Below are 21,317 nucleotides of genomic sequence, written 5' to 3'. Positions count from 1 at the left end.
GTCTTCGCCTTCCTCGACGCGCACGCCGTTTTTGCGCAATCCCCGCGCCATGGCGTCGATCCGGTCGCTTTCCTTTACCCGCAGTTCCTTGACGCCGCCCATCATCGTGGTGCCCGTTGCATTGGCGGCAACCACCGCCAGCACCGGGTATTCGTCGATCATCGATGCCGCCCGCTCGGGCGGGACCGTGACGCCCTTCATGTCGGGCGAATACCGCGCCCGCAGGTCCGCGACCGGCTCGCCGCCTTCGTCGCGCTCGTTTTCATAGGTCAGATCGGCGCCCATGTCGCGCAGCGTGGTGAACAGGCCGGCGCGGGTCGGGTTCAGGCCGATCCCCGGCACCAGCACGTCAGAGCCCGGCGTGATCAGCGCCGCACAGACTGGAAAAGCGGCGCTGGACGGATCGCGCGGCACGGCGATGACCTGCGGTTTCAGTTCCGGCCGGCCGGTCAGCGTGATCACCCGCCCCTTCTCCGTATCCTCGACCGCGATTTCGGCCCCGAACCCGGCCAGCATCCTTTCGGTGTGATCCCGCGTCGCCTCTTTTTCGATGACCACGGTCTTGCCCGGCGCATTGAGGCCCGCCAGCAGAACCGCGGATTTCACCTGCGCCGAGGGGACGGGAACCTCGTAGCGCACCGGAACCGGATCAGCCGCCCCCACGATGGTCATTGGCAATCGACCGCCCGAGCGCCCAAAGGACTGGGCGCCGAACAGCGCCAGCGGATCGGTCACGCGCGCCATGGGCCGCTTGTTCAGGCTGGCGTCGCCGGTGAAACTCGCCGTGATCGGCGAAGTCGCCATCGCCCCCATGATCAGGCGCACGCCGGTCCCGGAATTGCCGCAGTCGATTACCTGATCGGGTTCGGCAAATCCGCCGACACCGACGCCATGCACCGACCAGTTTCCGCCACCATGGTCGATCACCTCGGCGCCAAACGCGCGCATTGCCTTGGCGGTGTCCAGCACGTCCTCGCCTTCGAGCAGACCCGAGATCCGGGTCTCACCCACCGCCAGCGCGCCGAGGATCAGCGAACGGTGCGAAATCGACTTGTCGCCCGGAACTTCGGCCGTTCCCGTCAACGGGCCACAGGGATGCGATGTCATCGGGATGGGCGTGCCGTGTCCGGACATGGAAGCTCCTTTTGCGCTATCGGTACGGGCCGATTAGCGAATTGGAGGGACGGGGTCCAGCGGCAATCCCCGGCGCTGCCGCTAACGCGCCGCGCGGCGGAACGTGAGATAATGTGGCGTCCGGCCCTCGCGCAGAGCCTTTTGCTCGTAACGGGTCGAAATCCAGTCGTGCCAAGGCTCGCGCCAGTCGGACGGGCGTTCGGCCAGCCATTCGAACCCGGCCCCGGGCACTTCCTCCAGGGTCTGGCGCACATAGTCGGGAATGTCCGTCGCCACCCGAAAGATCGCACCGGGTTTCATCACGCGAGCCAGCGGTTCGAGATGCTCGGGCGTGACGAAGCGACGGCGGTGATGGCGCTTCTTGGGCCAGGGATCGGGATAGAGCAGGAAGGCGCGCGAGATGCTCCGATCCGGCAGCACGTCGAACAGGTCGCGCACATCGCCGGGATGCACCGCCAGGTTGGTCACGCCCGCCCGGCGAATCTTGCCCAGCAGCATCGCCACCCCGTTTATGAACGGCTCCGCCCCGATGATCCCGATGTCCGGATTGCGCTCGGCCTGATGCACCATGTGCTCGCCGCCGCCAAAGCCGATCTCCAGCCAGACGGGTTTGCCGTCAAACAGGCGGTCGAGATCCAGCGGCGCGCGGTCGGGATTGCTGTCCCAGTCCACCGGACCCGGAGACAGGGCGGCAAGGTCTTCGTCGAGATAGGCCTTCTGACGCGGCTTCAGGGATTTCCCCTTGAACCGGCCATAGAAGTTTCGGCGGGGGCGGCGGGGGTGTTCGGTCTTCATGGCGCGGGCCATACTTTGCGGCGGCGCGTCTTGCAAGGGGCGGAGGATCACCCCGCCCCTGCCGATGCTGGTGTTTTCGGGACTTGCCCCGCGTTGGTCAGACGGCCTTTTTCAGCGCATCCACCAGATCGGTGCGTTCCCAGCTGAACCCGCCGTCCTCTTCCGGATCGCGCCCGAAATGGCCATAGGCCGCGGTGCGCTGGAAGATCGGTTTGTTCAGGCTCAGATGCTGGCGGATGCCGCGCGGGCTCAGGTCCATGACCTGTTCGATCGCCTTTTCGATGGCCGCCGGATCGACCTCGCCGGTTCCATGGGTGTCGGCATAGATCGACAGCGGTTTCGAGACGCCGATCGCATAGCTCAACTGGATGGTGCAGCGTTCGGCCATGCCGGCGGCGACCACGTTCTTGGCCAGGTACCGCGCCGCATAAGCGGCCGAACGGTCCACCTTGGTCGGATCCTTGCCCGAGAAGGCGCCCCCGCCATGCGGCGCCGCGCCGCCATAGGTGTCCACGATGATCTTGCGACCGGTCAGGCCCGCATCCCCGTCGGGGCCGCCGATGACGAATTTGCCCGTCGGGTTCACGTGCCAAACCGTTTCGCCGTTCAACCAGCCGTCGGGCAGCGTTTCGCGGATATAGGGCTCGACGATCTCGCGGATGTCGTCCGATGTCAGCGACTCGTCGAGATGCTGGGTCGAAAGCACGATCGAGCTCACGCCGACCGGCTTGCCATCCCGGTAGACCACCGAAAGCTGCGACTTGGCGTCGGGGCCCAGCGACGGTTCGGTGCCGTTTTTGCGGACCTCGGCCAGGCGACGCAGGATCGCGTGCGAATACTGGATCGGGGCCGGCATGAGCGCCGGTGTTTCCGTGGTGGCGTATCCGAACATGATGCCCTGATCGCCAGCCCCTTCGTCCTTGTTGTCGGACGCATCGACGCCTTGCGCGATATGCGCGGACTGTTCGTGCAGCAGGTTGGTGATTTCGCAGGTCTGCCAGTGGAACTTGTCCTGCTCGTAACCGATATCCTTGATGCAGGACCGGGTGATCTCGTCGATCCGGTCCATGTAATCGTGCAGCTTGTCCTGATCCGACAGACCGACCTCACCGCCGATCACCACCCGATTGGTGGTAGCAAAGGTTTCGCACGCCACGCGTGCCTCGGGTTCCTCGTTCAGCAAGGCGTCGAGGACGGCATCCGAAATCCGGTCACAGACCTTGTCCGGGTGCCCTTCGGAAACGGATTCCGAAGTGAAAGTGTAGTTCTGTCGGGACATGAAAGCGCTCCATTAAACAATATCCCTGCCACGCCAGGAAGCCGTTGTGACAGGCGAGGAGTCAGATACGCGCAGCCATCGTCAGCGTCAATCGGTTTTACCCATGTTGCGCCCGCTGCCGCAGAAATACCGCCATAATCAACACAACGAGCACAAGAAACACCGGACTGTCTCCGATACGCGCATAAACCGTCGGGCGGAACGGGGCGGCCAGATCGGCATCCACATATCCTTTTTCACCCAATCCCAGATGGGCCGTCACCCGGCCCAGCGGATCGATCATCGCCGAAATCCCGGTATTGGCCGACCGCGCCAGGGGCAGACCCTGCTCGATCGCCCGCATACGGGCCTGGGCCAGGTGCTGATACGGGCCGGACCGGGTTCCGAACCACGCGTCATTGGTGATCTGCAGCAGGAATGTCGGGCGCTCGGGCGCGTTGCGAACGTCCTGAGGAAAGACCGCTTCGTAGCAGATCAGCGGAAGCACCGCCCCCAGACCGCCCAGCGGCAGAAGGGCCGGACCCGGACCCGGGCTGAACCCCTGCCCCGTCGTGGCCGCAAACCCGTACAGCCCCAAGCGGGCCATCAGGTCGCCGAACGGCACGTATTCCCCGAATGGCACCAGGTGATGCTTGTCGTAGATCCCCGCCAGCTGCCCCCCTTCGTTCAGGACGACCATCGAGTTGAAGATCCGGTTCCCGGCGCTGCGCTGGATGCCCAGCACCACGGGCGTGCCGCCCGCCGCATCCGCGATCACCCGCAAGGTGGCATCGGCGTTTTCCAGCCAGACCGGCACCGATGTCTCGGGCCAGACGATCAGATCGGGCTGCGGTTCCGCCAGCGTGAACTCGATCTGCCGGTTGAAGAAGATGGGCGCGTATTGCGGATCCCATTTCTGATGCTGAGGAGCGTTCGGCTGGATCAGACGAACGGTGGTGCCGGATGCGACGACCTCGGGCCGCATCGCCGGATAGAAAAGCGCACAAAGGCCGAACAGCGCGGCAGGGCCGAGCCGCAGGGCCAGGGCGCGGCCAGTGGGAGCCGCCCGAAACAGCAGACCGACCGGCAAGGTGACCGCCAGGGTCAATGCCCCCAGGCCATAGGGTCCGATCAGGGACAGAAGCTGCGCAACCGGCGTATCCACCCAGATCTGCGCCAGTCCCGCCCAGGGAAACCCGGTCAGAACATAGCCGCGCGCCAGTTCGCCCAAAGACAGGCCGAGCACAAGCAGCCAGACCTGCGCCGCGTCCGAAACTCGTGGACGCCGGGCGAACCAGAATGCGGGAAGCCAGAACAGGGCCATGCCCCCCGCCATCAGCGCAAGGGCAAAGGGCGCCATCCAGCCGTGCCGCGCCGCATCGACAAAGAACGGCTCTACAATCCACAGCAGCGCGTGTGCGAAATACCCGGTGGCAAACAGCCACCCCAGAACCGCAGCCCGCCACCGCGTCGCCGCGCTCAGAAACAAAACGGACAGCGCAACCAGCGCCGCCACGGTGATGACCCAATAGCCGGTCGGCGCCAGACCGAAAGCGGCGAGCGCGCCCAGAAGGGCGGCCAGCACCAACCTCAGCCAGACCGGCCAACGGTCGGGACGGATCATGCAGCCAGATCCGGCAGCATCACGCGCAACCGCTTGATGCGGCGGGGGTCGGCGTCGATCACCTCGAATTCCGGGCCTTCGGGGTGAATTACGACCTCTCCGCGAGCCGGGACACGCCCCGACAGCATGAAGACCAGACCGCCAAGCGTGTCGATCTCCTCCTCGTCCACATCCTCGTGGCTGGTCAGCGAGCGGCCGATTTCGGCTTCGAATTCCTCAAGCGGTGCACGGGCCTGAACGATATAGCAGCCGGGTTTTTCACGAACCCAGAGCTGATCCTCGTCCGCGTCGTGTTCGTCCGCGATTTCGCCCACCACCTGTTCGATCAGATCCTCGATGGTCACCAGCCCGTCGACGCCGCCATACTCGTCGATCACCAGGGCCATGTGCCGGCGCTCGGTCTGCATCTTGGTCAAGAGAACGCCAATCGGCATCGACGGAGGCACGAACAACAGCGATCGCAGCATCGAGGTCAGATCGAATTCGGTCGTGTCCCCGTTGAAGCCGTGCACAAGGGCGAAATCCTTGAGGTGCACGAATCCGAGCGGTGTATCGAGCGTGCCCTCGTAGACCGGGATGCGCGTCATGCCGCTGTCGCGAAAGACCTGCACCAGTTCCTCCTTGGAGATGGTGCTGGGGACCGAAACGATTTCGGCCGTCGGAATGGCCACGTCTTCGACCCGCATCCGTCGCAGGTTGATCATGCCGCGCGGCTGCACGCTGGCCGAGGCTTGCCCGTTGAGATGCGGGTCGCTCGTGTTTTCGGTGGAAGAGAAGGCATCCATTAGTCGGGACAAAAACCCGGATTTCTCTTCGGTAATATCTTTGCCGGTCTCGGGATGCGCGCCTTGCGCCGCCATAGAACCGCCGTCTGTGTCGCCCATTTTCCTGTTCCAAGTTGTCGGGCTCAAAAGCCCTCGTCACCCAGTATATGGGTTATCGATACCCAGTTTGCCAAGTATTTCGATCTCAAGAGCCTCCATCAGGGTGGCGTCCGCGTCACGGATGTGATCGTAGCCCAGCAGGTGCAAGACCCCGTGAACGACAAGATGCGTGACGTGATCGTTCAGGGGTTTGCCGGCCATTTCGGCCTCGCGGAGGCAGGTATCATGGGATATCGCCACGTCACCCAGGGCGATTTCGCCGAACACGTCCGGCTCGGGCCGGGCCGGCCTGTCACCGGCGATTTCGGCGGCCAGGTCCGCGGCGGGCCAACTGAGCACGTTCGTCGCCGCGCGCTTGCCGCGATAGGCATCGTTCAGTTCGGCGATGCGCGCGTCGTCGCAGCCCAGCAGGCTGACCTCGCACCGCTCGGGGTCGAGACCGTGATGGGTCAGAACCGCCGTCACGGCACGCCCGGCCAATGCCTCCAGGTCGCGCCAACGGGGGTCTTCCAATGTAACTTCGAGGGTCATGGATGATCTCTGCTGACGGCCCTGCAAGACGGGCCACCGGCGCCCGCTGTCCTTCAGCCCGCGTTGTCCCGTCCTGAATCGGCCTCATACGCCTCGATGATCGCCGCCACAAGCGGATGGCGCACGACGTCCTTCGAGGTGAAGTAGTTGAACCCGATATCGGGGATGGTTTTCAGCAGCCGCTCCGCGTCCGCCAGACCCGACGGCACCCCGCGCGGCAGATCGACCTGCGACCGGTCGCCGGTGATGACCATGCGACTGCCTTCGCCCAGTCGCGTCAGGAACATTTTCATCTGCATGGTGGTCGCATTCTGCGCCTCGTCCAGAACGACAAAGGCATTCGAGAGCGTCCGGCCCCGCATGAAGGCCAGCGGTGCAATCTCGATCCGCTTCTCCTCGATCAGCTTGGCAAGCTGCTTGCCCGGCAGAAAATCGTTCAGCGCATCGTAAAGCGGCTGCATGTAGGGATCGACCTTGTCCTTCATGTCGCCCGGCAGATAGCCGAGCTTTTCCCCGGCCTCGACCGCCGGCCGGCTCAGGATGATCCGGTCCACATGGCCGCCGATGAACATCGACACGCCCACGGCGACGGCCAGATAGGTCTTGCCGGTGCCCGCGGGGCCGATGCCGAAGGCCAGTTCGTTGTTGAACAGGGACTGCACATAGGCCTTTTGAGCATCGGTGCGCGGCTCGACCAGCTTCTTGCGGGTCTTGATCTCGACGGTGCCGCCCTTGAACATCTCCAGCTGGTCGCCGTCGCGCACGCCCGTATCGGCATCCGACCCGCCCATCCGGAGTTCACGGTCCACATCCGCCGCCTCGACCGCGCGCCCGGCCTGAAGCCGGTCATACAGCGCCCCGAGCACTTCGACGGCCCGTTTCTGGGCGTCATCCTCTCCCATAATCGCCAATTGGTTGCCACGGCGGAGGATCTGGACCGACAGTTTTCGCTCGATTTCGGCGAGATTGCGGTCATATTCGCCACACAGGTCGATCAACAGTCTGTTATCGGGGAATTCAACAACCACCTCGTGCGGGGGCATGTCGTTTTGCGGTGGGGTCAGGGCACCGATGGCCAATCCGTTCTCCTGTCTTGGCGTTTGATTCGAGCGTAGCCAGATTGCCAGCGCCAGCGCAAGGTTTGACGACAGAATTTCCCGCGGCGGGGCGAATTTGCCCGACAGGGGCTGACGGGTGGCAGGCGTCCGGCCCCGTCCCGCGGAACCCGGTCAGAATGCGTAGTTCAGACCGATCCGGATGTTGCCATAGCTTGGGGTTGCGACCGTCGAAGACCCGGAGGCATCGGTCAGTCGCTTGGAATCGAACTTGGTGTATTCGTATTCGAACGTCAGGCGCAGATTGTCCCTGAGCGCGCGTTCCACCCCAAGGCCGAGCGAATAACCGTCATAATCCGACCGGTCGGAAAGCGCGATCGTGTCGCCACCCGCGGTGCCGGACAGTGAGTATTCGATATCGCCGCGGGCATAGCCCAGGATGCCGTAGAACTGCGTGTTCCCGGCCGTGTTGGTCACACCGCTCTTGAACCTGAGCGACCAGGTGTTCTTTACGTCCACCGAGGCCCGATGCGTGGCGTCGGACACATCGTCGCCGATATTGCCGGCGTCATAACCCAGCTCGAAACCATAGACATAGGACCGGCTTCCGATCGGCACGTCGTTTCGCCAGCCGAGGCGCAGACCATAGTTGAAGCCGCCGGGCTTCATGTCTCCGACATTGGCGACCAACGGGCCATTCGGCGCACGATGTCCGACTTCGTCGTCTCCGCCGAACGCATATCCCAGGGTTCCGCCCACGTAGAACCCGCTCCAGTCATGCCGGGAGGGCGCAGGTTCGATCACTTCGGGCTCGACATAGGCCGCATCGACGTTCCCGGCATGGGCCACCGGCGTGGCGAAGGCAACGCCGCCAAGGACAATCGCCGCCGAAACGGATTTCACGACAGTGGAACTGAAAGGCCGTTCCAAGATCTGCTCCTTCCTCGCACCTGGCCCCGCGGGGCCGAACACTCAAAACCGGTCAAACGATCGAATTCACCGCCTGCCAACCGCGACCGGGATCGCCCGATGTTTGGCACACACAAGTTGACGCACCATGAATCAAGATCGTCAAAAAGCCAATAGCCATCTATATCTGGCAACTTTAAGGCGTTTTCATACCAAATCAGGTCAATTCGCCGGCCAGCGAGTTCGCGCCCGAGGCGGTGATGCGCACGGCGCGCAGGTCGCCTGCACAAATGTTCGCGCCGCTGACATGGACGGCGTGCAAATATTCCGATTTCCCAACCATTTGCCCGTTCAGGCGCCCCGGTTTCTCGAACAGCACCCGCACTTCGCGGCCGACCATGGCATCCTGAACCTCGCGCTGGTGCCGGGTGATGACGGCCTGCAGGCGCTGCAGGCGGTCATCCGCCGCATCCGCGGCCACCTGCGGACGCTCGGCCGCCGGCGTGCCGGGCCGAGTCGAGTATTTGAAGGAATACGCGTAGCCGTATCTGACCTCCTCGACCAGATCGAGCGTCGCCTGGAAATCCGCTTCGGTCTCTTCCGGGAATCCGACGATGAAATCGCCGGACATCAGGATGTCGGGGCGCGCCGCCCGGATGCGCTCGATCAGGCGCAGATAACTTTCGGCCGTGTGGCTGCGGTTCATCCGTTTCAGGATCCGGTCCGATCCGGATTGCACCGGCAGATGCAGGTACGGCATCAGCTTGGCGCATGTCCCATGCGCCTCGATCAGATCGTCGGTCATGTCGTTGGGGTGCGAGGTGGTATAGCGGATGCGTTCCAGGCCGTCGATCCTGTCCAGTTCGCGGATCAGGCCCGCCAGGCTCACGTCGCCGGATGCGCCCGCGCCGTGATAGGCGTTTACGTTCTGGCCCAGCAGGGTGATTTCCCGCACGCCGCGTTCGACCAAGTCCCGCGCTTCGGCCAGAACCCGATCCACCGGACGGCTGACCTCGGCTCCGCGGGTATAGGGAACCACGCAGAAGGCACAGAACTTGTCGCACCCCTCCTGCACCGTCAGAAAGGCGGTGGGTCCGCGCCTGGCCTTGGGACGGCTGTTCAGGATCTCGAACTTGTCCTCCTCGGGAAAGTCGGTGTCGAGCGCCTTCTCCCCGGCCCGGGCCTTGGCCTCGAGCGCGGGCAGTCGGTGATAGCTTTGCGGACCAACCACCAGATCGACCAGCGGCTGACGGCGCATGATTTCCGCGCCCTCGGCCTGCGCGACACACCCTGCCACACCGATCTTGAGATCCGGCCTTTCCGCCTTCAGCCCTTTGAACCGGCCGAGTTCGGAATAGACCTTTTCCGCCGCCTTCTCGCGGATGTGACAGGTGTTCAGAAGGATCATGTCCGCGTCTTCGGGGCTGCTCGTTTCCACATAGCCCTGACCGCCCAGCGCCTCGGCCATGCGCTCGCTGTCATAGACGTTCATCTGACAGCCATAGGTCTTGATGAAGAGTTTTTTCGGTTCGGACATGGAACGTGCCTTTGCTTTCGCCGGATCGGCGCCGTTTAAACGCTTCGGACGCTGCTTGCAATGCGCGCGGATTTACCCGAATTTGGCGAAAAACGCCAGCGGGGCAACGCAGGGGCATCACATGCGGTATCCGTCGCTCGACGACTTTCTGGGACAGGTTGGCAGAGGCCGGACGGGCGGCCCGCTGGCCATGGTGTTCGCCGAAGACGAGGTCGAGATCGACAGCACCCTGCGGCACCATCTCGATCTCGGCTTCGCTACGGTGCTGGCCTTCATGCCCGACGAGTTCACCTTGCCGGACGCCACGGCCGGACGTGTTTCGCGCATAGCGCACCCCTGCCGGCCCCGGGCCAAGGTCATCGACGCGATCAACCAGGTCATCGCGGCGGCGCCGGATGTCTGGATGTACTATTGCTACAACGCCGAGTACCTGTTCTTTCCCTTCTGCGAATCCCGCAGCGTGGGCGAGTTGCTGACCTTTCACGCCTCGGAACGGCGCGACGCCATGCTGACCTATGTCATCGATCTCTATGCCGAGGATCTGGCCGCCTGTCCGACGGCGGTCTCCACCGGAGCCGCCTGGTTCGACCGGTCCGGCTATTTCGCGCAGGCGCGGCTGAATCCCGAGAACGGCCATCCCCTGGAACGGCAGCTGGATTTTTCCGGCGGCTTGCGCTGGAGGTTCGAAGAGTTCATTCCGCAGGAAAGTCGGCGGATCGACCGGATTTCGCTTTTCAGGTCCAGGCCCAAGCTCGAACTGCGTTCCGACCACACTTTCAACGAACCGGAATACAACACCTATTCCTGCCCGTGGCACCACAACCTGACGGCCGCGATCTGTTCGTTCCGCGCAGCCAAGGCGCTGAAACGAAATCCTGTTTCAGGCGCTGAAATCCAGAGTTTCCGGTGGCGCAACTCCGTGCCGTTCGCGTGGAACTCGCGTCAGCTGCTTGATCTGGGCCTGATCGAGCCGGGTCAGTGGTTCTGAATCGGCTGCGGTTCTGACCACACGGGTCAACGCGGCCAGAGCATCGGAAACCAATCCTCCCGCAGCTTCTGCCCCGGCTGCATGTCATGCCCGGGAAAGGGCGGAGAGGTGCGGCCCGGCCGCTCGACATATCGCGCGTCGTCCCCCACGAGCCGCAGCGAAAAGGCCCGCCGGCGGGACGGGGACGTGTTGCCGCGCGCGCCATGCAGGATGCGGAAGTTGAACGCGACGGCGTCCCCCGGCTGCATCTCGTGTTCCACGATCGCCATGTCTTCGGCCTCGGGATCGGGAACCGGCATGTACTGCCCCTCATCCGGAAAGTAGCCCTCTTCGCTGACCCAGCGGGTCGGGATGACCTCCTTTTCCCACAGGTGCGAACCGGCGACGCAGCGCAAGGTCGCCTCCTTCACCGGATCCAGCGGCGACCAGAAGCTGATGGTCTGACGCCCTTCGACAAAGTAATACGGCCCGTCCTGGTGCCAGGGGGTCGCCATCGAGGTGCCGGGTTCCTTGACCAGTACGTGGTCATGGAACATCTGAACCGAGGCGGATTGCATCAGATCCGCCGCCACTTCGGCCGCCGGCGAGGTTTCGACCACCTGCCGAAACTCGGGAATGCGGGTCCAGTTGCAATAGTCGTCGAAGAACCGGCCGGTCTCGCCCGCTTTGCGGTTTTCCGAAGCATAGGGGCCCGGCACGCTCATGTTCGCCTCGACCCCGGCGCGCAGATCCTCGACATGATCCGCGAACAGCCCCCGAACCAGAACCACGCCGTCGCGCTGATAGGTGTCGATCATGTCTTGCGTGACCAAGGGGTGGGGCATCGTCGTCTCCGGCGCGTGTTTCGATTTCCGGGATATGGGCACGTTCCGCCTGTCGGATCAACACGCAGATTGCGTGACGCAGTCACTGCCGCCGGTCCGGACCGTGACGCGGCGGGCCATGTTCAATTGATGAAGCGGATCAGTCCTTGCGGCGCAGGCGAATGACCACGTCCACCGACGCGATCTCGACCCCGTCCGGCGCCTCGGGCAGACGCTGGATCACCAGCTGGTCCGACGGCGCATCGGAAAGCCGACCCTCGTCCTCCCAGAAGAAATGCGGGTGATCGTGGGTGTTCGTGTCGAAATAGCTCTTGGACCCGTCCACCGTGATTTCCTGCAACACGCCCGCCTCGCAGAATGCGCGCAGGGTGTTGTACACGGTCGCCAGCGACACCGCGGCGCCCTTGGACTTCGCCGCCTCGAACAGGCTCTCGGCGGTCACATGGCGGTGTTTGCCGTCACCCACCAGCAACTCGGCCAGTGCCAGGCGCTGCCGGGTCGGGCGCAGGCCGGCATTCACCAACCAGTCCGTGGCAGTTCTCAGGCTTTGTGGCGTCATGGATTCGATACTCGGTTGTGGCTGAATGTATATATAGGGCTGGGCATGGTGGAAATTCAAATGAAATTCATTCGCAACGCGGCGGGATCCGGCGATGCAAGGCGCGCGCCCGCTCTTGCAGAGCCTTGCGCACGGGTGTTAGAGGAGGCCAGATGTGACGAACAGACCCCTGGCAGGAGAGGCGGCAGAATGGCCAAATTCCCGAGCAGCTTTGACAAGGAAGATCTGCTGAGATGCGCCCGTGGCGAGCTATTCGGCCCCGGCAACGCGCAGCTGCCCGAACCGCCGATGCTGATGATGGACCGGATCACCGACATTTCCGCCGACGGGGGCGCGCACGGCAAGGGTCACGTGGTCGCGGAATTCGACATCAAGCCCGACCTGTGGTTCTTCGACTGTCACTTTCCGGGCAACCCGATCATGCCGGGCTGCCTCGGACTGGACGGGCTTTGGCAACTGACCGGTTTCAACCTGGGCTGGCGCGGCTGGCAGGGGCGCGGCTATGCGATCGGCACCGGTGAAATCAAGCTGACCGGCATGGTGCGGCCCGACCGCAAGCTGCTCACCTATTTCGTCGATTTCACCAAGGCCGTGCAGACGCGCCGCCTTACCATGGGTGTGGCGGATGGCCGGGTCGAAGCCGACGGCGAAGTGATCTATCAGGTCAAAGACATGAAGGTTGCACTGTCCGAAAGCTGACCCCAGCTGACAGGCATGCACGAGGGAACGGAACACAGGAGTACGCTTATGCGTCGCGTCGTCGTCACCGGATTGGGGATCGTCTCCTCGATCGGGAACAATGCCGAGGAAGTCCTTGCTTCGCTGAAGGCGGGCAGGTCGGGCATTGAGGCCAATGAACAGATGGCCGAGCACGGGTTTCGCAGCCAGGTGGCCGGATCATTGAAGATCGATGTGTCCGAACACGTGGACAAGCGTACGCTGCGGTTCATGGGGCCCGGCGCCGCCTATGCCCATATCGCCATGAGCCAGGCCATCGCCGATGCCGGTCTGACCGAGGATCAGGTAGTGAATCCCCGCACCGGCCTGGTGGCGGGGTCCGGCGGGCCTTCGACCAGCGCCATGCTCACCGCCCATCAGATGGTTCTGAAAAGCGGCGCGACCAAGCGGATCGGGCCGTTTGCGGTGCCGAAATGCATGTGTTCGACGATCTCGGCCAATCTGGCGACCGCGTTCCGGATCAAGGGCATCAACTATTCGATCACCTCGGCCTGTTCGACTTCGCTGCACTGCATCGGCAACGCGGCCGAGCAGATCATGATGGGCAAGCAGGACGTGATGTTCGCCGGCGGCGGGGAAGAACTTGACTGGACGCTCTCCTGCCTGTTCGACGCGATGGGCGCGATGTCCTCGAAATACAATGACGCCCCGGAACGGGCCTCGCGGGCCTTCGACCAGGATCGCGACGGCTTTGTCATTTCCGGAGGCGGCGGCATCGTCGTGCTGGAGGATCTCGAACATGCACAGGCACGCGGCGCAAAGATCTATGCCGAGGTGACGGGCCTTGCGGCCACGTCCGACGGGCATGACATGGTCGCCCCCTCGGGCGAAGGCGGCGAGCGGGCCATGCGCCTGGCGCTGTCCACGCTGCCGGAAGGGCGCAAGGTGTCCTATATCAACGCGCATGGCACCTCGACGCCCGTGGGCGACGTGGGCGAAGTCGAAGCGGTCCGCCGCATATTCGGCGAAGGCAACGTGCCGCCGATCTCCTCGACCAAATCCATGACCGGCCATGCCCAGGGCGCGGCCGGGGCGCTCGAAGCGATCTTCTGCCTGCTCATGCTGCAGCACGATTTCATAACACCATCGATCAATGTCGACACCCTCGCCGAAGGAATCCTGCCCGGTGAAATTGCAACAGAAGTTGTTGAAAATGCTGGGTTGGACAGTGTCATGACCAATAGCTTTGGCTTTGGCGGCACAAATGGGTCTATGGTCCTCTCCAGGTTTCACGGGTGAAAGACATGTCGGATCTTCTGAAGGGCAAGCGCGGCCTCATCATGGGCGTGGCCAATGACCGCTCCATCGCCTGGGGCATCGCCAAGGCCATGCACGAAGCCGGCGCGGAACTGGCCTTCACCTATCAGGGTGAAGCCTTCGGCAAGCGCCTGGAGCCGCTGGCGCAAAGCGTCGGCAGCGATTTCATGGTGGATGCGGACGTGACCGACGACGCCTCACTGGATCGCGCCTTTGCCGAACTTGCCGAACGCTGGCCCGCGATCGACTTTCTGGTGCACGCGATCGCCTATTCGGACAAGTCCGAGTTGACGGGCCGGTTCCTGAACACGACCCGCGCGAACTTCAAGCATTCGATGGACGTGTCGGCCTATTCCTTCATCGAGGTCGCCCGCCGCGCCTATCCGCTGATGCAGGACAAGGGCGGGTCGCTCCTGACCCTGACCTATCAGGGCTCGAACCGGGTTGTGCCGAACTACAACGTGATGGGCGTGGCCAAGGCGGCGCTGGAATCGGCGACCCGCTATCTGGCCAACGACCTCGGGCCGGACGGCATCCGGGTCAACGCGATTTCGCCGGGACCGATGAAGACCCTGGCGGGCGCGGCCATCGGCGGCGCGCGCAAGACCTACAAGTTCTGCGACCAGAACGCGCCGATGCGGTCGAACGCGACGCTCGAGGCGGTGGGCGGCACGGCGGTCTATCTCGTTTCGGATGCAGGCGCCTGCACCACCGGCGAGATCATTCGCGTCGATGGCGGCTTTCACGTCCTTGGAATGCCCCAACCGGAGTTCATGTGACCCGAACTTTCCCTGCGCCTGCCCAGTTTTGAACAAACTTGGCGCGCAGGTATTCGGACATGAGCAAGATTGACCTGATCCTCAGCGCCGCAGCGCAGCGTGAAAAGGCTCTGCGTGAGCCTGACGCCCCCGTCAGACGGTCCGGCGAAGCCGTTCGCCTGATCCTGTTGAGCCTGTGTTTCTCACTTGCCGTTCTGGTCATCATCTCCCATCCGGAATTCCAGATCCTGATGGGAGAAATGTTCTCGTCGGGCAGCGAGTCCTTGGCGACCCTTTCAGACTGATCTGATCGACATCGAACGGGTCACGACCCCGGACCCCGTCAAATCGCCAAGGGTCCGGATCAGTTGATCGAAACGACCTCGATATCAAAGATCAGATCCTGTCCGGCCAGCGGATGGTTGGCGTCCAACGTCACGGTTGCGTCATCGACCTCAACCACGGTCACGGCAACGGCCTGGCCTTCGGGCGACTGCATCTGAAGCTGCGTACCGATGTCCAGCGGAATGTCGTCGGGAATGCCCTCGCGCGGGATGGCCTGCCGCATCGCCGGATTGACGGGGCCATACGCTTCGACACAGGCCACTTCGACCTTCTTCGTGTCCCCGACGGCCATGCCCGGCAGTGCCTTGTCGAGCCCCGGAATGATCTGCCCCGACCCCACCTGAATCTGGAGCGGGTCGCGCCCCTCGGAACTGTCGAACACGTTGCCGTCGAGCAACGTGCCGGTGTAGTGAATGCGAACCGTGTCGCCTTGCTTGATTACTGTCATGGAACCTCCGGTTCGTTTCCTTGGGTTGAACGGCCCACCCTAAAGGGTGACACCGGGATGTAAACCCTTGGCCCTTCCGCCCTCTGCGTTCCTGTGCCAACCTGCCCCCGACGAGGGAGGAACCCATGCCCATCACCACCTGCGTTTTCGATGCCTACGGCACCCTGTTCGACGTTGCCGCGGCGGCGCGCGAAGCCGCCGCCGAGCCCGGCCGCGAAGCGTTGCGGGACACCTGGCCGGAACTCGCCAACCATTGGCGCCTGAAGCAGCTTCAATACACGTGGCTGCGCGCCATCACCCGAGCCCATGACGATTTCTGGGACGTGACGCAGGACGGGCTGGACTGGGCGCTCGAAGCGACCGGCTTGCACGGTGACGCCGCTCTGCGCCAGCGGCTTCTGGATCTGTATTGGGAGCTGCGAGCCTATCCCGAAGTTCCGGCCATGCTCGAGGCCCTGAAATCGGTTGGGCGGCAGACGGCGATCCTGTCGAACGGATCACCGGCGATGCTGGATGCCGCGGTTCAATCGGCCGGCATCGGCGCGGTGCTGGACGATGTCCTGTCGGTCGAAAGCGTCGGCGTGTTCAAACCGGATGAGCGGGTCTATCGGCTTGTTCTCGACAGGTTCGGCTGCGCCCGTGACGAGGTGCTGTTCGTAAGCTCGAATGGCTGGGACGCCGCCGGCGCGAGCGGGTTCGGCTTCGTCACCGTCTGGGTCAACCGTGCCGGCGAACCGATGGACCGCTTGCCGTGGCGGCCAACCCATGTACTGTCCGACCTGACCGGAATTCCCGAACTGGCAGGAGCCTGATGCCCCACTTTACGACGACCGACGGAAAACGCATCCATTTCGAGGACCAAGGCAGCGGGCAGCCCCTGCTCTGTCTGGCGGGGCTGACCCGCAACAGCCGCGATTTCTCGTTTCTCGCGCCGCATGTGCGCGACCTCCGGCTGATCACGATAGATTATCGGGGGCGGGGACGTTCCGATTACGACCCGGACCATCACAACTACAACGTCATTCGGGAATCGCATGACGTGGTCGAGTTGCTCGAGCATCTCGGACTGGACAAGGTCACGGTTCTCGGCACCTCGCGTGGCGGCCTGATCGCCATGACGCTGGCATCGAGCCACCCGGAATGGGTGTCCGGCGTGATCCTGAACGACGTTGGGCCGGTGGTCGAACCCGTCGGCATCGCGCGGATCATGGACTATGTGGGCCGGACGCCGGACGCGCGCACCTACGAGGAAGCGGCCAAGGTGCTGAAGGATGCGATGGAGCCGCAGTTTCCCGGCGTCCCGCTCGATGTCTGGCGGCAACAGGCCGAAATCCAGTTCGACGCCACGCCTGACGGGCTCGCCCTGCGCTATGACCCGGCGTTGCGCAAGGCTCTGCTGGAACAGGCCGCCACCGGAGCGATCCCGGATCTCTGGGTGTTTTTCGAGGCGCTGAACGCGATCCCGACCGGCGTGATCCGCGGCGCCAATTCCGATGTGCTGAGCCGCGAGACCGTCGCGGAGATGCACCGTCGCCATCCCGGCCTGATCTCGGCCGAAGTTCCCGACCGCGGGCATGCGCCGTTTCTGGACGAACCGCAATCGCTGGACGTGATCCGACGCATTGTGGGGGCCGCATGAGCTCACTGGAGCTGATCGAAGCCGCCGCGCAGCGGCTGAACGGCCATGCCCGGCGCACGCCCCTCCTGAGTTCGCCGTTTCTGGACGAGATCGCCGGGCGAAGGGTGCTGGTCAAGCCGGAATGCCTGCAGCACACCGGCAGCTTCAAGTTCCGCGGCGCCTGGGCGGCCATTTCCGCCCTGACCGACGAACAGCGCAAACGCGGGGTGATCGCCTATTCCTCGGGCAATCATGCCCAGGGCGTTGCGATGGCCGCGTCGCGCCATGGCGTTGCATCCGTCATCGTCATGCCGTCGGATGCGCCGCACCTGAAGATCGAAAACACGCGCGCCCTCGGGGCCGAAGTGGTTCTCTACGACCGCACACGGGAAAGCCGCGAGGATATCGGCGCAACACTGGCACGGGAACGCGGCCTCACACTGATCAAACCCTATGACGAACCGCAGGTGATCGCCGGTCAGGGTACGGTGGGGCTGGAAATCGCGGAGCAGGCCGCCCAACACGGCGTTCGACAGGCCGACGTGCTGGTCTGTTGCGGCGGCGGCGGTCTGACCTCGGGCATCGCGCTGGCGCTGGAAGGGCACGCACCGGGGCTGCGGGCGCGCCCCTGCGAACCGGAAGGGTTCGACGACACGAAACGGTCCCTGGCGACGGGTCGGATCGAGCGAAACGCGGCGAGCGCGGGCAATATCTGCGACGCCATCCTGACGCCGGAACCCGGTCAGATCACCTTTCCGATCCTCAGACGCCTCTGCGGCCCCGGCCTGAGCGTGAGCGAAGACGAGGCCATGCGGGCCATGGCGCTTGCCTTTCTCCGGCTCAAGATCGTCCTGGAACCCGGCGGCGCGGTGGCGCTGGCTTCGGCGTTGTTCCGACGGGACGAGATCGCTGGGGAGGCGGTGGTCGTCGTCGCCTCGGGTGGAAACGTCGATCCCCGGCTGTTTTCCAAGGTGCTGGAGCGTTACGGCTGATCGCGGCAAAACGCCTGGAGACATGGATCACCGGGCCGTCCTGCCCTATACCGGTGCGACAGCCGGGAAACCACGCGGGAAACCACCATGCAGATTGCCGATCTGGGCCAGGTCAAGCTTCACTATCGCATCGACGGCGATCCGAACGGTGCGCCGGTGGTCTTTGCCAATTCGCTGGGGACCGACCTGCGCCTGTGGGACAGCCTGGTGCCGCTGCTGCCGAAAGGGCTGAAATTCATCCGCTATGACAAGCGCGGGCACGGCCTGTCCTCTGCGCCGCCCGAACCCTATTCCATGGGCGCGCTGGTGCGCGACGCCGAGGCGCTGCTCGATCTGCTCGACATCCGCGACTGCGTCTTCGTCGGTCTGTCCATCGGCGGCATGATCGCGCAGGGTTTGGCGGTCAAGCGCATGGATCTCGTGCGCGCGATGGTGCTGTCCAACACCGCGGCCAAGATCGGAACGCCGGACATGTGGCAACAGCGCATCGACGCCATTCGAACCGGCGGAATCGAGGCGCTGGCCGACACCATCATGGAGCGCTGGTTTTCCAGATCGTTCCGGGCCACGCCCGAACTCGACCTCTGGCGCCACATGCTGGTCCGGCAGCCGGTCGCCGGTTACGTCGGTTGCAGCATGGCGATTTCGGGCACCGACTTCTACACGCCGACCAGCGGCCTGCGCCTGCCCACGCTCGGCATCGCCGGCAGCGAAGACGGTTCGACCCCGCCCGACCTGGTGCGGGAAACCGTCGATTTGATCCCCGGCGCCCGCTTCGAACTGATCCGGAATGCGGGCCATCTGCCCTGCGTCGAAAAACCCGAAGACTACGCGGCCATCCTGACGCGCTTCCTGCGCGACATCGGACATGTACAGGACGAGGTGGCGGATGGCTGACTTTCTTCTGGTGCACGGCTCGTGCCACGGGGCCTGGTGCTGGCGCGACCTGATCCCCGAACTCGAAGGGCTGGGACACTCTGCGCGCGCCATCGACCTGCCCAGCCACGGCAACGATCCGACCCCCGTATCCGAGGTGACGCTCGACGCATGCCGCGATGCGGTTTTCGCCTCCTCCACACCGGAAACCGTGATCGTGGGGCATTCCTGGGGCGGCTATCCGATCAGCGCCGCGGCCCAAGCCGCACCGCAGTCCATGCGCGCGCTGATCTACCTTTGCGCCTATGTCCCCGTTTCCGGCGTGTCGATGGCCGAGATGCGCAAGCGCGCCGCGCGCCAGCCGCTGATCGCCTCGATTCGCAGATCGCCTGACGGGCTTTCCTATACGGTCGAACCCGACCAGGTGCGCCCGTTGTTTTACCACGACTGCCCCGAGGACTGCGTGGATTACGCCGCCAAACGCCTCTGTCCGCAGGCCATCCGGCCACAGGAAACGCCGCTGGTTCTGAGCGACAGCTTCCGAAACGTGCCCAAGGCGTATATCCGTACGCTGGATGACAGAACGGTCCCCACCGAATACCAGGCCGAGATGAGCAAGGGCTTTCCAGCGCAGCTGCAATACACGATCGACAGCTCCCATTCGCCGTTCTTTTCGCACCCGCGAAAGCTGGCGCGGCTGATCGACCGGATCGAAGGGCAATTCTGATGGCTGGGTCCGTCTACGACAGCGCGCTGTTTGCAAAACTGTTCCCGACCGGAGAGGTGGGCCGCCTGTTCACCGACGGCGCCGAACTGCGCGCCATGCTGTTGGTCGAGGGGATGCTGGCCAAGGCGCAGGGCGATCTGGGCATCATCCCGCAGGACAGCGCCCAAGCCATCGCGCGCGCGGCGATGGAAGTACAGCTCGACCCCGGGGCGCTGGCCGCAGCCACGGGCGAAAACGGCGTCAGCGTGCCCGGGCTGGTCGCCGCCTTCCGGGCCGAGATGCAGGCCCCCGAACATGCGGCCTTTGTGCATTGGGGCGCGACCTCGCAGGACATCATCGATACCGGGCTGATGCTGCGCCTGCGCCAGGCGCTTGTCCTGCTCGAAACGGACGTGCGTCACATTCTGCGCGCCTTGGCGAGCCTGGCGCGCGACCATGCGCACCTGCCGATGCCGGCCCGCACCTATGGGCAGCACGCGACGCCGACCGGTTTCGGAGCGGTGGTCGCGGCCTGGGGATCGCCGCTCCTGGGTCTGCTGGACGAGTTGCCCGCGCTGCGGCGCGACTGTCTGCTGGTGTCGCTGTCCGGCGCGGCGGGCACCGGCGCGGCCCTTGGCCCGCAGGCGGCCGACACGCGCAAGGCGCTGGCCGAACTGCTCAACCTGCAGGATCCCGGCCGCAGCTGGCATACCGACCGGACACCTGTGCTGCGCCTGTCCGATTGGCTCACGCGGGTCACGCTGGCCCTGGGCAAACTGGGCGAGGATGCGGTCGCGCTCACCCAGACCGGCATTGCCGAAATCCGGCTGGGCGGCGCCGGCGCGTCCTCGACCATGCCGCAAAAACAGAACCCCGTGGCTCCCTCGGCGCTGGTGGCGCTGGCGCGGCAGCAGACCGGCCTGTTCGCGACGTTGCAAGGGGCCGCGCTGCACCGCCATCAGCGCGACGGCGCGGCCTGGTTCACCGAATGGATGTGCCTGCCGCAGATCGTGCTGGGCACGGGGGCCGCAGTCCAGATCGCTGTGCCGCTGGTGCAGGGCATCTCACCCAATCCGCCAGCGATTCGCGCCGCGCTGGCGCGGGACAACGGGATGATCCATGCCGAAGCGTTGAGTTTCGCGCTGGCCGAACACATGCCCCGACCCGAGGCGCAGGCCGTCACCAAGGCCCTGTGCCACGAAGCCAAGGAAAGTGGTCTGCCCCTGGCCCAAGTCGTTGCGCGCGCCTGGCCGCAGCTGGATACCGACGCCCTGTTCGACCCGAAACGCCAACTTGGGCTGGCACCGGCCGAGGCGCTGGAATTCGCGGACAAAGTGACGGGACGTCTGTCGGCCTGACGCGGCTCAGGCGGGTTCTCAGTCACCCGAGACGCAAGTAGGGTCCGCTCCAGTCGGAACCGGAACCTGCGATGCGCCTGCCCCAACTCTTTGTGCTCAGCACCGTGATGATCGATGCCATGG

At 64.4% G+C, this 21,317-nt stretch carries 23 protein-coding genes and 1 riboswitch; of the genes, 11 read left to right on the top strand and 12 right to left on the bottom strand.

The annotated features are described in order from the left end of the window. From aroA to miaB, 9 genes are all read right to left on the bottom strand, one after another. Positions 1 to 1,134 (bottom strand): 3-phosphoshikimate 1-carboxyvinyltransferase (aroA, locus tag AC2FNJ_RS18750; RefSeq protein WP_496766428.1); only part of this gene is annotated, 1,134 nt, incomplete at its 3' end. Positions 1,135 to 1,215: 81 nt separating this feature from the next. Next, positions 1,216 to 1,929 carry a tRNA (guanosine(46)-N7)-methyltransferase TrmB gene (gene trmB / locus AC2FNJ_RS18745; RefSeq protein ID WP_496766426.1) on the bottom strand — a complete coding sequence of 238 codons (714 nt, stop codon included), beginning with the start codon at positions 1,927 to 1,929 and terminating at the stop codon, positions 1,216 to 1,218. 97 nt (positions 1,930 to 2,026) lie between these two features. After that, positions 2,027 to 3,208 carry a methionine adenosyltransferase gene (metK, locus tag AC2FNJ_RS18740; RefSeq protein ID WP_496766424.1) on the bottom strand — a complete coding sequence of 394 codons (1,182 nt, stop codon included), beginning with the start codon at positions 3,206 to 3,208 and terminating at the stop codon, positions 2,027 to 2,029. Positions 3,209 to 3,213: 5 nt separating this feature from the next. Further along, positions 3,214 to 3,264, bottom strand: a riboswitch (SAM-SAH riboswitch). A 41-nt stretch (positions 3,265 to 3,305) separates the two neighbouring features. Further along, positions 3,306 to 4,811 (bottom strand): apolipoprotein N-acyltransferase, encoded by a 1,506-nt coding sequence (lnt, locus tag AC2FNJ_RS18735; protein WP_496766422.1) that lies wholly within the window; start codon positions 4,809 to 4,811, stop codon positions 3,306 to 3,308. After that, positions 4,808 to 5,695, bottom strand: coding sequence for a hemolysin family protein (locus AC2FNJ_RS18730; RefSeq protein ID WP_496766420.1), 888 nt, complete (start codon positions 5,693 to 5,695; stop codon positions 4,808 to 4,810). The genes lnt and AC2FNJ_RS18730 overlap by 4 nt, the downstream gene beginning before the upstream one ends. A gap of 36 nt (positions 5,696 to 5,731) precedes the next feature. Next, positions 5,732 to 6,226, bottom strand: a complete 495-nt coding sequence (gene ybeY / locus AC2FNJ_RS18725; protein ID WP_496766418.1) for an rRNA maturation RNase YbeY — start codon at positions 6,224 to 6,226, stop codon at positions 5,732 to 5,734. A gap of 53 nt (positions 6,227 to 6,279) precedes the next feature. Continuing rightward, the gene (locus AC2FNJ_RS18720; RefSeq protein ID WP_496766416.1) at positions 6,280 to 7,305 is read right to left on the bottom strand and encodes a PhoH family protein; all 1,026 of its coding nucleotides are present in this window, start codon (positions 7,303 to 7,305) and stop codon (positions 6,280 to 6,282) included. Positions 7,306 to 7,455: 150 nt separating this feature from the next. Further along, a complete protein-coding gene (locus tag AC2FNJ_RS18715; RefSeq protein WP_496766415.1) occupies positions 7,456 to 8,211 on the bottom strand; it encodes an outer membrane protein in 756 nt (251 codons plus the stop codon). A gap of 196 nt (positions 8,212 to 8,407) precedes the next feature. Beyond that, entirely contained in the window at positions 8,408 to 9,727 is a 1,320-nt protein-coding gene (miaB, locus tag AC2FNJ_RS18710; RefSeq protein ID WP_496766414.1) for a tRNA (N6-isopentenyl adenosine(37)-C2)-methylthiotransferase MiaB, read from the bottom strand. A gap of 121 nt (positions 9,728 to 9,848) precedes the next feature. Between miaB and AC2FNJ_RS18705 the strand changes: the two genes are divergently transcribed. Then, on the top strand, positions 9,849 to 10,715 hold the full coding sequence (locus tag AC2FNJ_RS18705; protein ID WP_496766412.1) for a glycosyltransferase family protein: 867 nt from the start codon (positions 9,849 to 9,851) through the stop codon (positions 10,713 to 10,715). Between the two features lie 26 nt (positions 10,716 to 10,741). Here the strand turns inward: AC2FNJ_RS18705 and AC2FNJ_RS18700 are convergent, their stop codons facing one another. Beyond that, positions 10,742 to 11,539: a phytanoyl-CoA dioxygenase family protein gene (locus AC2FNJ_RS18700; RefSeq protein ID WP_496766410.1), complete on the bottom strand. Its 798-nt coding sequence runs from the start codon at positions 11,537 to 11,539 to the stop codon at positions 10,742 to 10,744. Between the two features lie 139 nt (positions 11,540 to 11,678). After that, positions 11,679 to 12,098, bottom strand: coding sequence for an iron response transcriptional regulator IrrA (gene irrA, locus AC2FNJ_RS18695; RefSeq protein WP_496766408.1), 420 nt, complete (start codon positions 12,096 to 12,098; stop codon positions 11,679 to 11,681). 189 nt (positions 12,099 to 12,287) lie between these two features. Between irrA and fabA the strand changes: the two genes are divergently transcribed. The 4 genes from fabA to AC2FNJ_RS18675 are packed head-to-tail and all read left to right on the top strand — an operon-like array spanning position 12,288 to position 15,156. Beyond that, positions 12,288 to 12,797 carry a bifunctional 3-hydroxydecanoyl-ACP dehydratase/trans-2-decenoyl-ACP isomerase gene (fabA, locus tag AC2FNJ_RS18690; RefSeq protein WP_496766407.1) on the top strand — a complete coding sequence of 170 codons (510 nt, stop codon included), beginning with the start codon at positions 12,288 to 12,290 and terminating at the stop codon, positions 12,795 to 12,797. Positions 12,798 to 12,845: 48 nt separating this feature from the next. Continuing rightward, positions 12,846 to 14,075 (top strand): beta-ketoacyl-ACP synthase I, encoded by a 1,230-nt coding sequence (gene fabB / locus AC2FNJ_RS18685; RefSeq protein ID WP_496766405.1) that lies wholly within the window; start codon positions 12,846 to 12,848, stop codon positions 14,073 to 14,075. 5 nt (positions 14,076 to 14,080) lie between these two features. Beyond that, complete coding sequence (locus tag AC2FNJ_RS18680; RefSeq protein WP_496766403.1) at positions 14,081 to 14,872, top strand: enoyl-ACP reductase FabI; 792 nt, start codon at positions 14,081 to 14,083, stop codon at positions 14,870 to 14,872. A gap of 59 nt (positions 14,873 to 14,931) precedes the next feature. After that, entirely contained in the window at positions 14,932 to 15,156 is a 225-nt protein-coding gene (locus AC2FNJ_RS18675; RefSeq protein WP_496766401.1) for a hypothetical protein, read from the top strand. A 59-nt stretch (positions 15,157 to 15,215) separates the two neighbouring features. On the opposite strand, the gene AC2FNJ_RS18670 is transcribed toward AC2FNJ_RS18675, so the two are convergent. Beyond that, complete coding sequence (locus AC2FNJ_RS18670; RefSeq protein WP_496766400.1) at positions 15,216 to 15,644, bottom strand: FKBP-type peptidyl-prolyl cis-trans isomerase; 429 nt, start codon at positions 15,642 to 15,644, stop codon at positions 15,216 to 15,218. A gap of 125 nt (positions 15,645 to 15,769) precedes the next feature. Here AC2FNJ_RS18670 and AC2FNJ_RS18665 point away from each other — a divergent pair, with 125 nt between their 5' ends. The 6 genes from AC2FNJ_RS18665 (at position 15,770) to AC2FNJ_RS18640 (ending at position 21,194) form a co-directional block, all read left to right on the top strand. Further along, on the top strand, positions 15,770 to 16,456 hold the full coding sequence (locus tag AC2FNJ_RS18665) for a haloacid dehalogenase type II (RefSeq protein WP_496766399.1): 687 nt from the start codon (positions 15,770 to 15,772) through the stop codon (positions 16,454 to 16,456). Further along, entirely contained in the window at positions 16,456 to 17,283 is an 828-nt protein-coding gene (locus AC2FNJ_RS18660; protein ID WP_496766398.1) for an alpha/beta fold hydrolase, read from the top strand. The genes AC2FNJ_RS18665 and AC2FNJ_RS18660 overlap by 1 nt, the downstream gene beginning before the upstream one ends. Beyond that, the gene (locus AC2FNJ_RS18655; protein WP_496766397.1) at positions 17,280 to 18,254 is read left to right on the top strand and encodes a threonine ammonia-lyase; all 975 of its coding nucleotides are present in this window, start codon (positions 17,280 to 17,282) and stop codon (positions 18,252 to 18,254) included. The genes AC2FNJ_RS18660 and AC2FNJ_RS18655 overlap by 4 nt, the downstream gene beginning before the upstream one ends. An 87-nt stretch (positions 18,255 to 18,341) precedes the next feature. After that, positions 18,342 to 19,151, top strand: coding sequence for a 3-oxoadipate enol-lactonase (gene pcaD / locus AC2FNJ_RS18650; protein WP_496766396.1), 810 nt, complete (start codon positions 18,342 to 18,344; stop codon positions 19,149 to 19,151). After that, positions 19,144 to 19,857, top strand: a complete 714-nt coding sequence (locus AC2FNJ_RS18645; protein ID WP_496766395.1) for an alpha/beta fold hydrolase — start codon at positions 19,144 to 19,146, stop codon at positions 19,855 to 19,857. The genes pcaD and AC2FNJ_RS18645 overlap by 8 nt, the downstream gene beginning before the upstream one ends. Next, positions 19,857 to 21,194 carry a class-II fumarase/aspartase family protein gene (locus AC2FNJ_RS18640; protein ID WP_496766394.1) on the top strand — a complete coding sequence of 446 codons (1,338 nt, stop codon included), beginning with the start codon at positions 19,857 to 19,859 and terminating at the stop codon, positions 21,192 to 21,194. Before AC2FNJ_RS18645 ends, AC2FNJ_RS18640 begins: the two co-directional genes overlap by 1 nt. Positions 21,195 to 21,317 lie beyond the last annotated feature (123 nt).

Source organism: Ruegeria sp. BHSB196, assembly GCF_059613135.1.
This window is presented reverse-complemented; position numbering and strand designations above follow the sequence as displayed.

Excerpts from the sequence above, each read along its gene's own strand:
- trmB (WP_496766426.1), bottom strand. The coding sequence starts at position 1,929 with ATGAAGACCGAACACCCCCGCCGCCCCCGCCGAAACTTCTATGGCCGG.
- metK (WP_496766424.1), bottom strand. The coding sequence starts at position 3,208 with ATGTCCCGACAGAACTACACTTTCACTTCGGAATCCGTTTCCGAAGGG.
- lnt (WP_496766422.1), bottom strand. The coding sequence starts at position 4,811 with ATGATCCGTCCCGACCGTTGGCCGGTCTGGCTGAGGTTGGTGCTGGCC.
- AC2FNJ_RS18730 (WP_496766420.1), bottom strand. The coding sequence starts at position 5,695 with ATGGGCGACACAGACGGCGGTTCTATGGCGGCGCAAGGCGCGCATCCC.
- ybeY (WP_496766418.1), bottom strand. The coding sequence starts at position 6,226 with ATGACCCTCGAAGTTACATTGGAAGACCCCCGTTGGCGCGACCTGGAG.
- miaB (WP_496766414.1), bottom strand. The coding sequence starts at position 9,727 with ATGTCCGAACCGAAAAAACTCTTCATCAAGACCTATGGCTGTCAGATG.
- AC2FNJ_RS18705 (WP_496766412.1), top strand. The coding sequence starts at position 9,849 with ATGCGGTATCCGTCGCTCGACGACTTTCTGGGACAGGTTGGCAGAGGC.
- AC2FNJ_RS18700 (WP_496766410.1), bottom strand. The coding sequence starts at position 11,539 with ATGCCCCACCCCTTGGTCACGCAAGACATGATCGACACCTATCAGCGC.
- irrA (WP_496766408.1), bottom strand. The coding sequence starts at position 12,098 with ATGACGCCACAAAGCCTGAGAACTGCCACGGACTGGTTGGTGAATGCC.
- fabA (WP_496766407.1), top strand. The coding sequence starts at position 12,288 with ATGGCCAAATTCCCGAGCAGCTTTGACAAGGAAGATCTGCTGAGATGC.
- fabB (WP_496766405.1), top strand. The coding sequence starts at position 12,846 with ATGCGTCGCGTCGTCGTCACCGGATTGGGGATCGTCTCCTCGATCGGG.
- AC2FNJ_RS18680 (WP_496766403.1), top strand. The coding sequence starts at position 14,081 with ATGTCGGATCTTCTGAAGGGCAAGCGCGGCCTCATCATGGGCGTGGCC.
- AC2FNJ_RS18675 (WP_496766401.1), top strand. The coding sequence starts at position 14,932 with ATGAGCAAGATTGACCTGATCCTCAGCGCCGCAGCGCAGCGTGAAAAG.
- AC2FNJ_RS18670 (WP_496766400.1), bottom strand. The coding sequence starts at position 15,644 with ATGACAGTAATCAAGCAAGGCGACACGGTTCGCATTCACTACACCGGC.
- AC2FNJ_RS18665 (WP_496766399.1), top strand. The coding sequence starts at position 15,770 with ATGCCCATCACCACCTGCGTTTTCGATGCCTACGGCACCCTGTTCGAC.
- AC2FNJ_RS18660 (WP_496766398.1), top strand. The coding sequence starts at position 16,456 with ATGCCCCACTTTACGACGACCGACGGAAAACGCATCCATTTCGAGGAC.
- AC2FNJ_RS18655 (WP_496766397.1), top strand. The coding sequence starts at position 17,280 with ATGAGCTCACTGGAGCTGATCGAAGCCGCCGCGCAGCGGCTGAACGGC.
- pcaD (WP_496766396.1), top strand. The coding sequence starts at position 18,342 with ATGCAGATTGCCGATCTGGGCCAGGTCAAGCTTCACTATCGCATCGAC.
- AC2FNJ_RS18645 (WP_496766395.1), top strand. The coding sequence starts at position 19,144 with ATGGCTGACTTTCTTCTGGTGCACGGCTCGTGCCACGGGGCCTGGTGC.
- AC2FNJ_RS18640 (WP_496766394.1), top strand. The coding sequence starts at position 19,857 with ATGGCTGGGTCCGTCTACGACAGCGCGCTGTTTGCAAAACTGTTCCCG.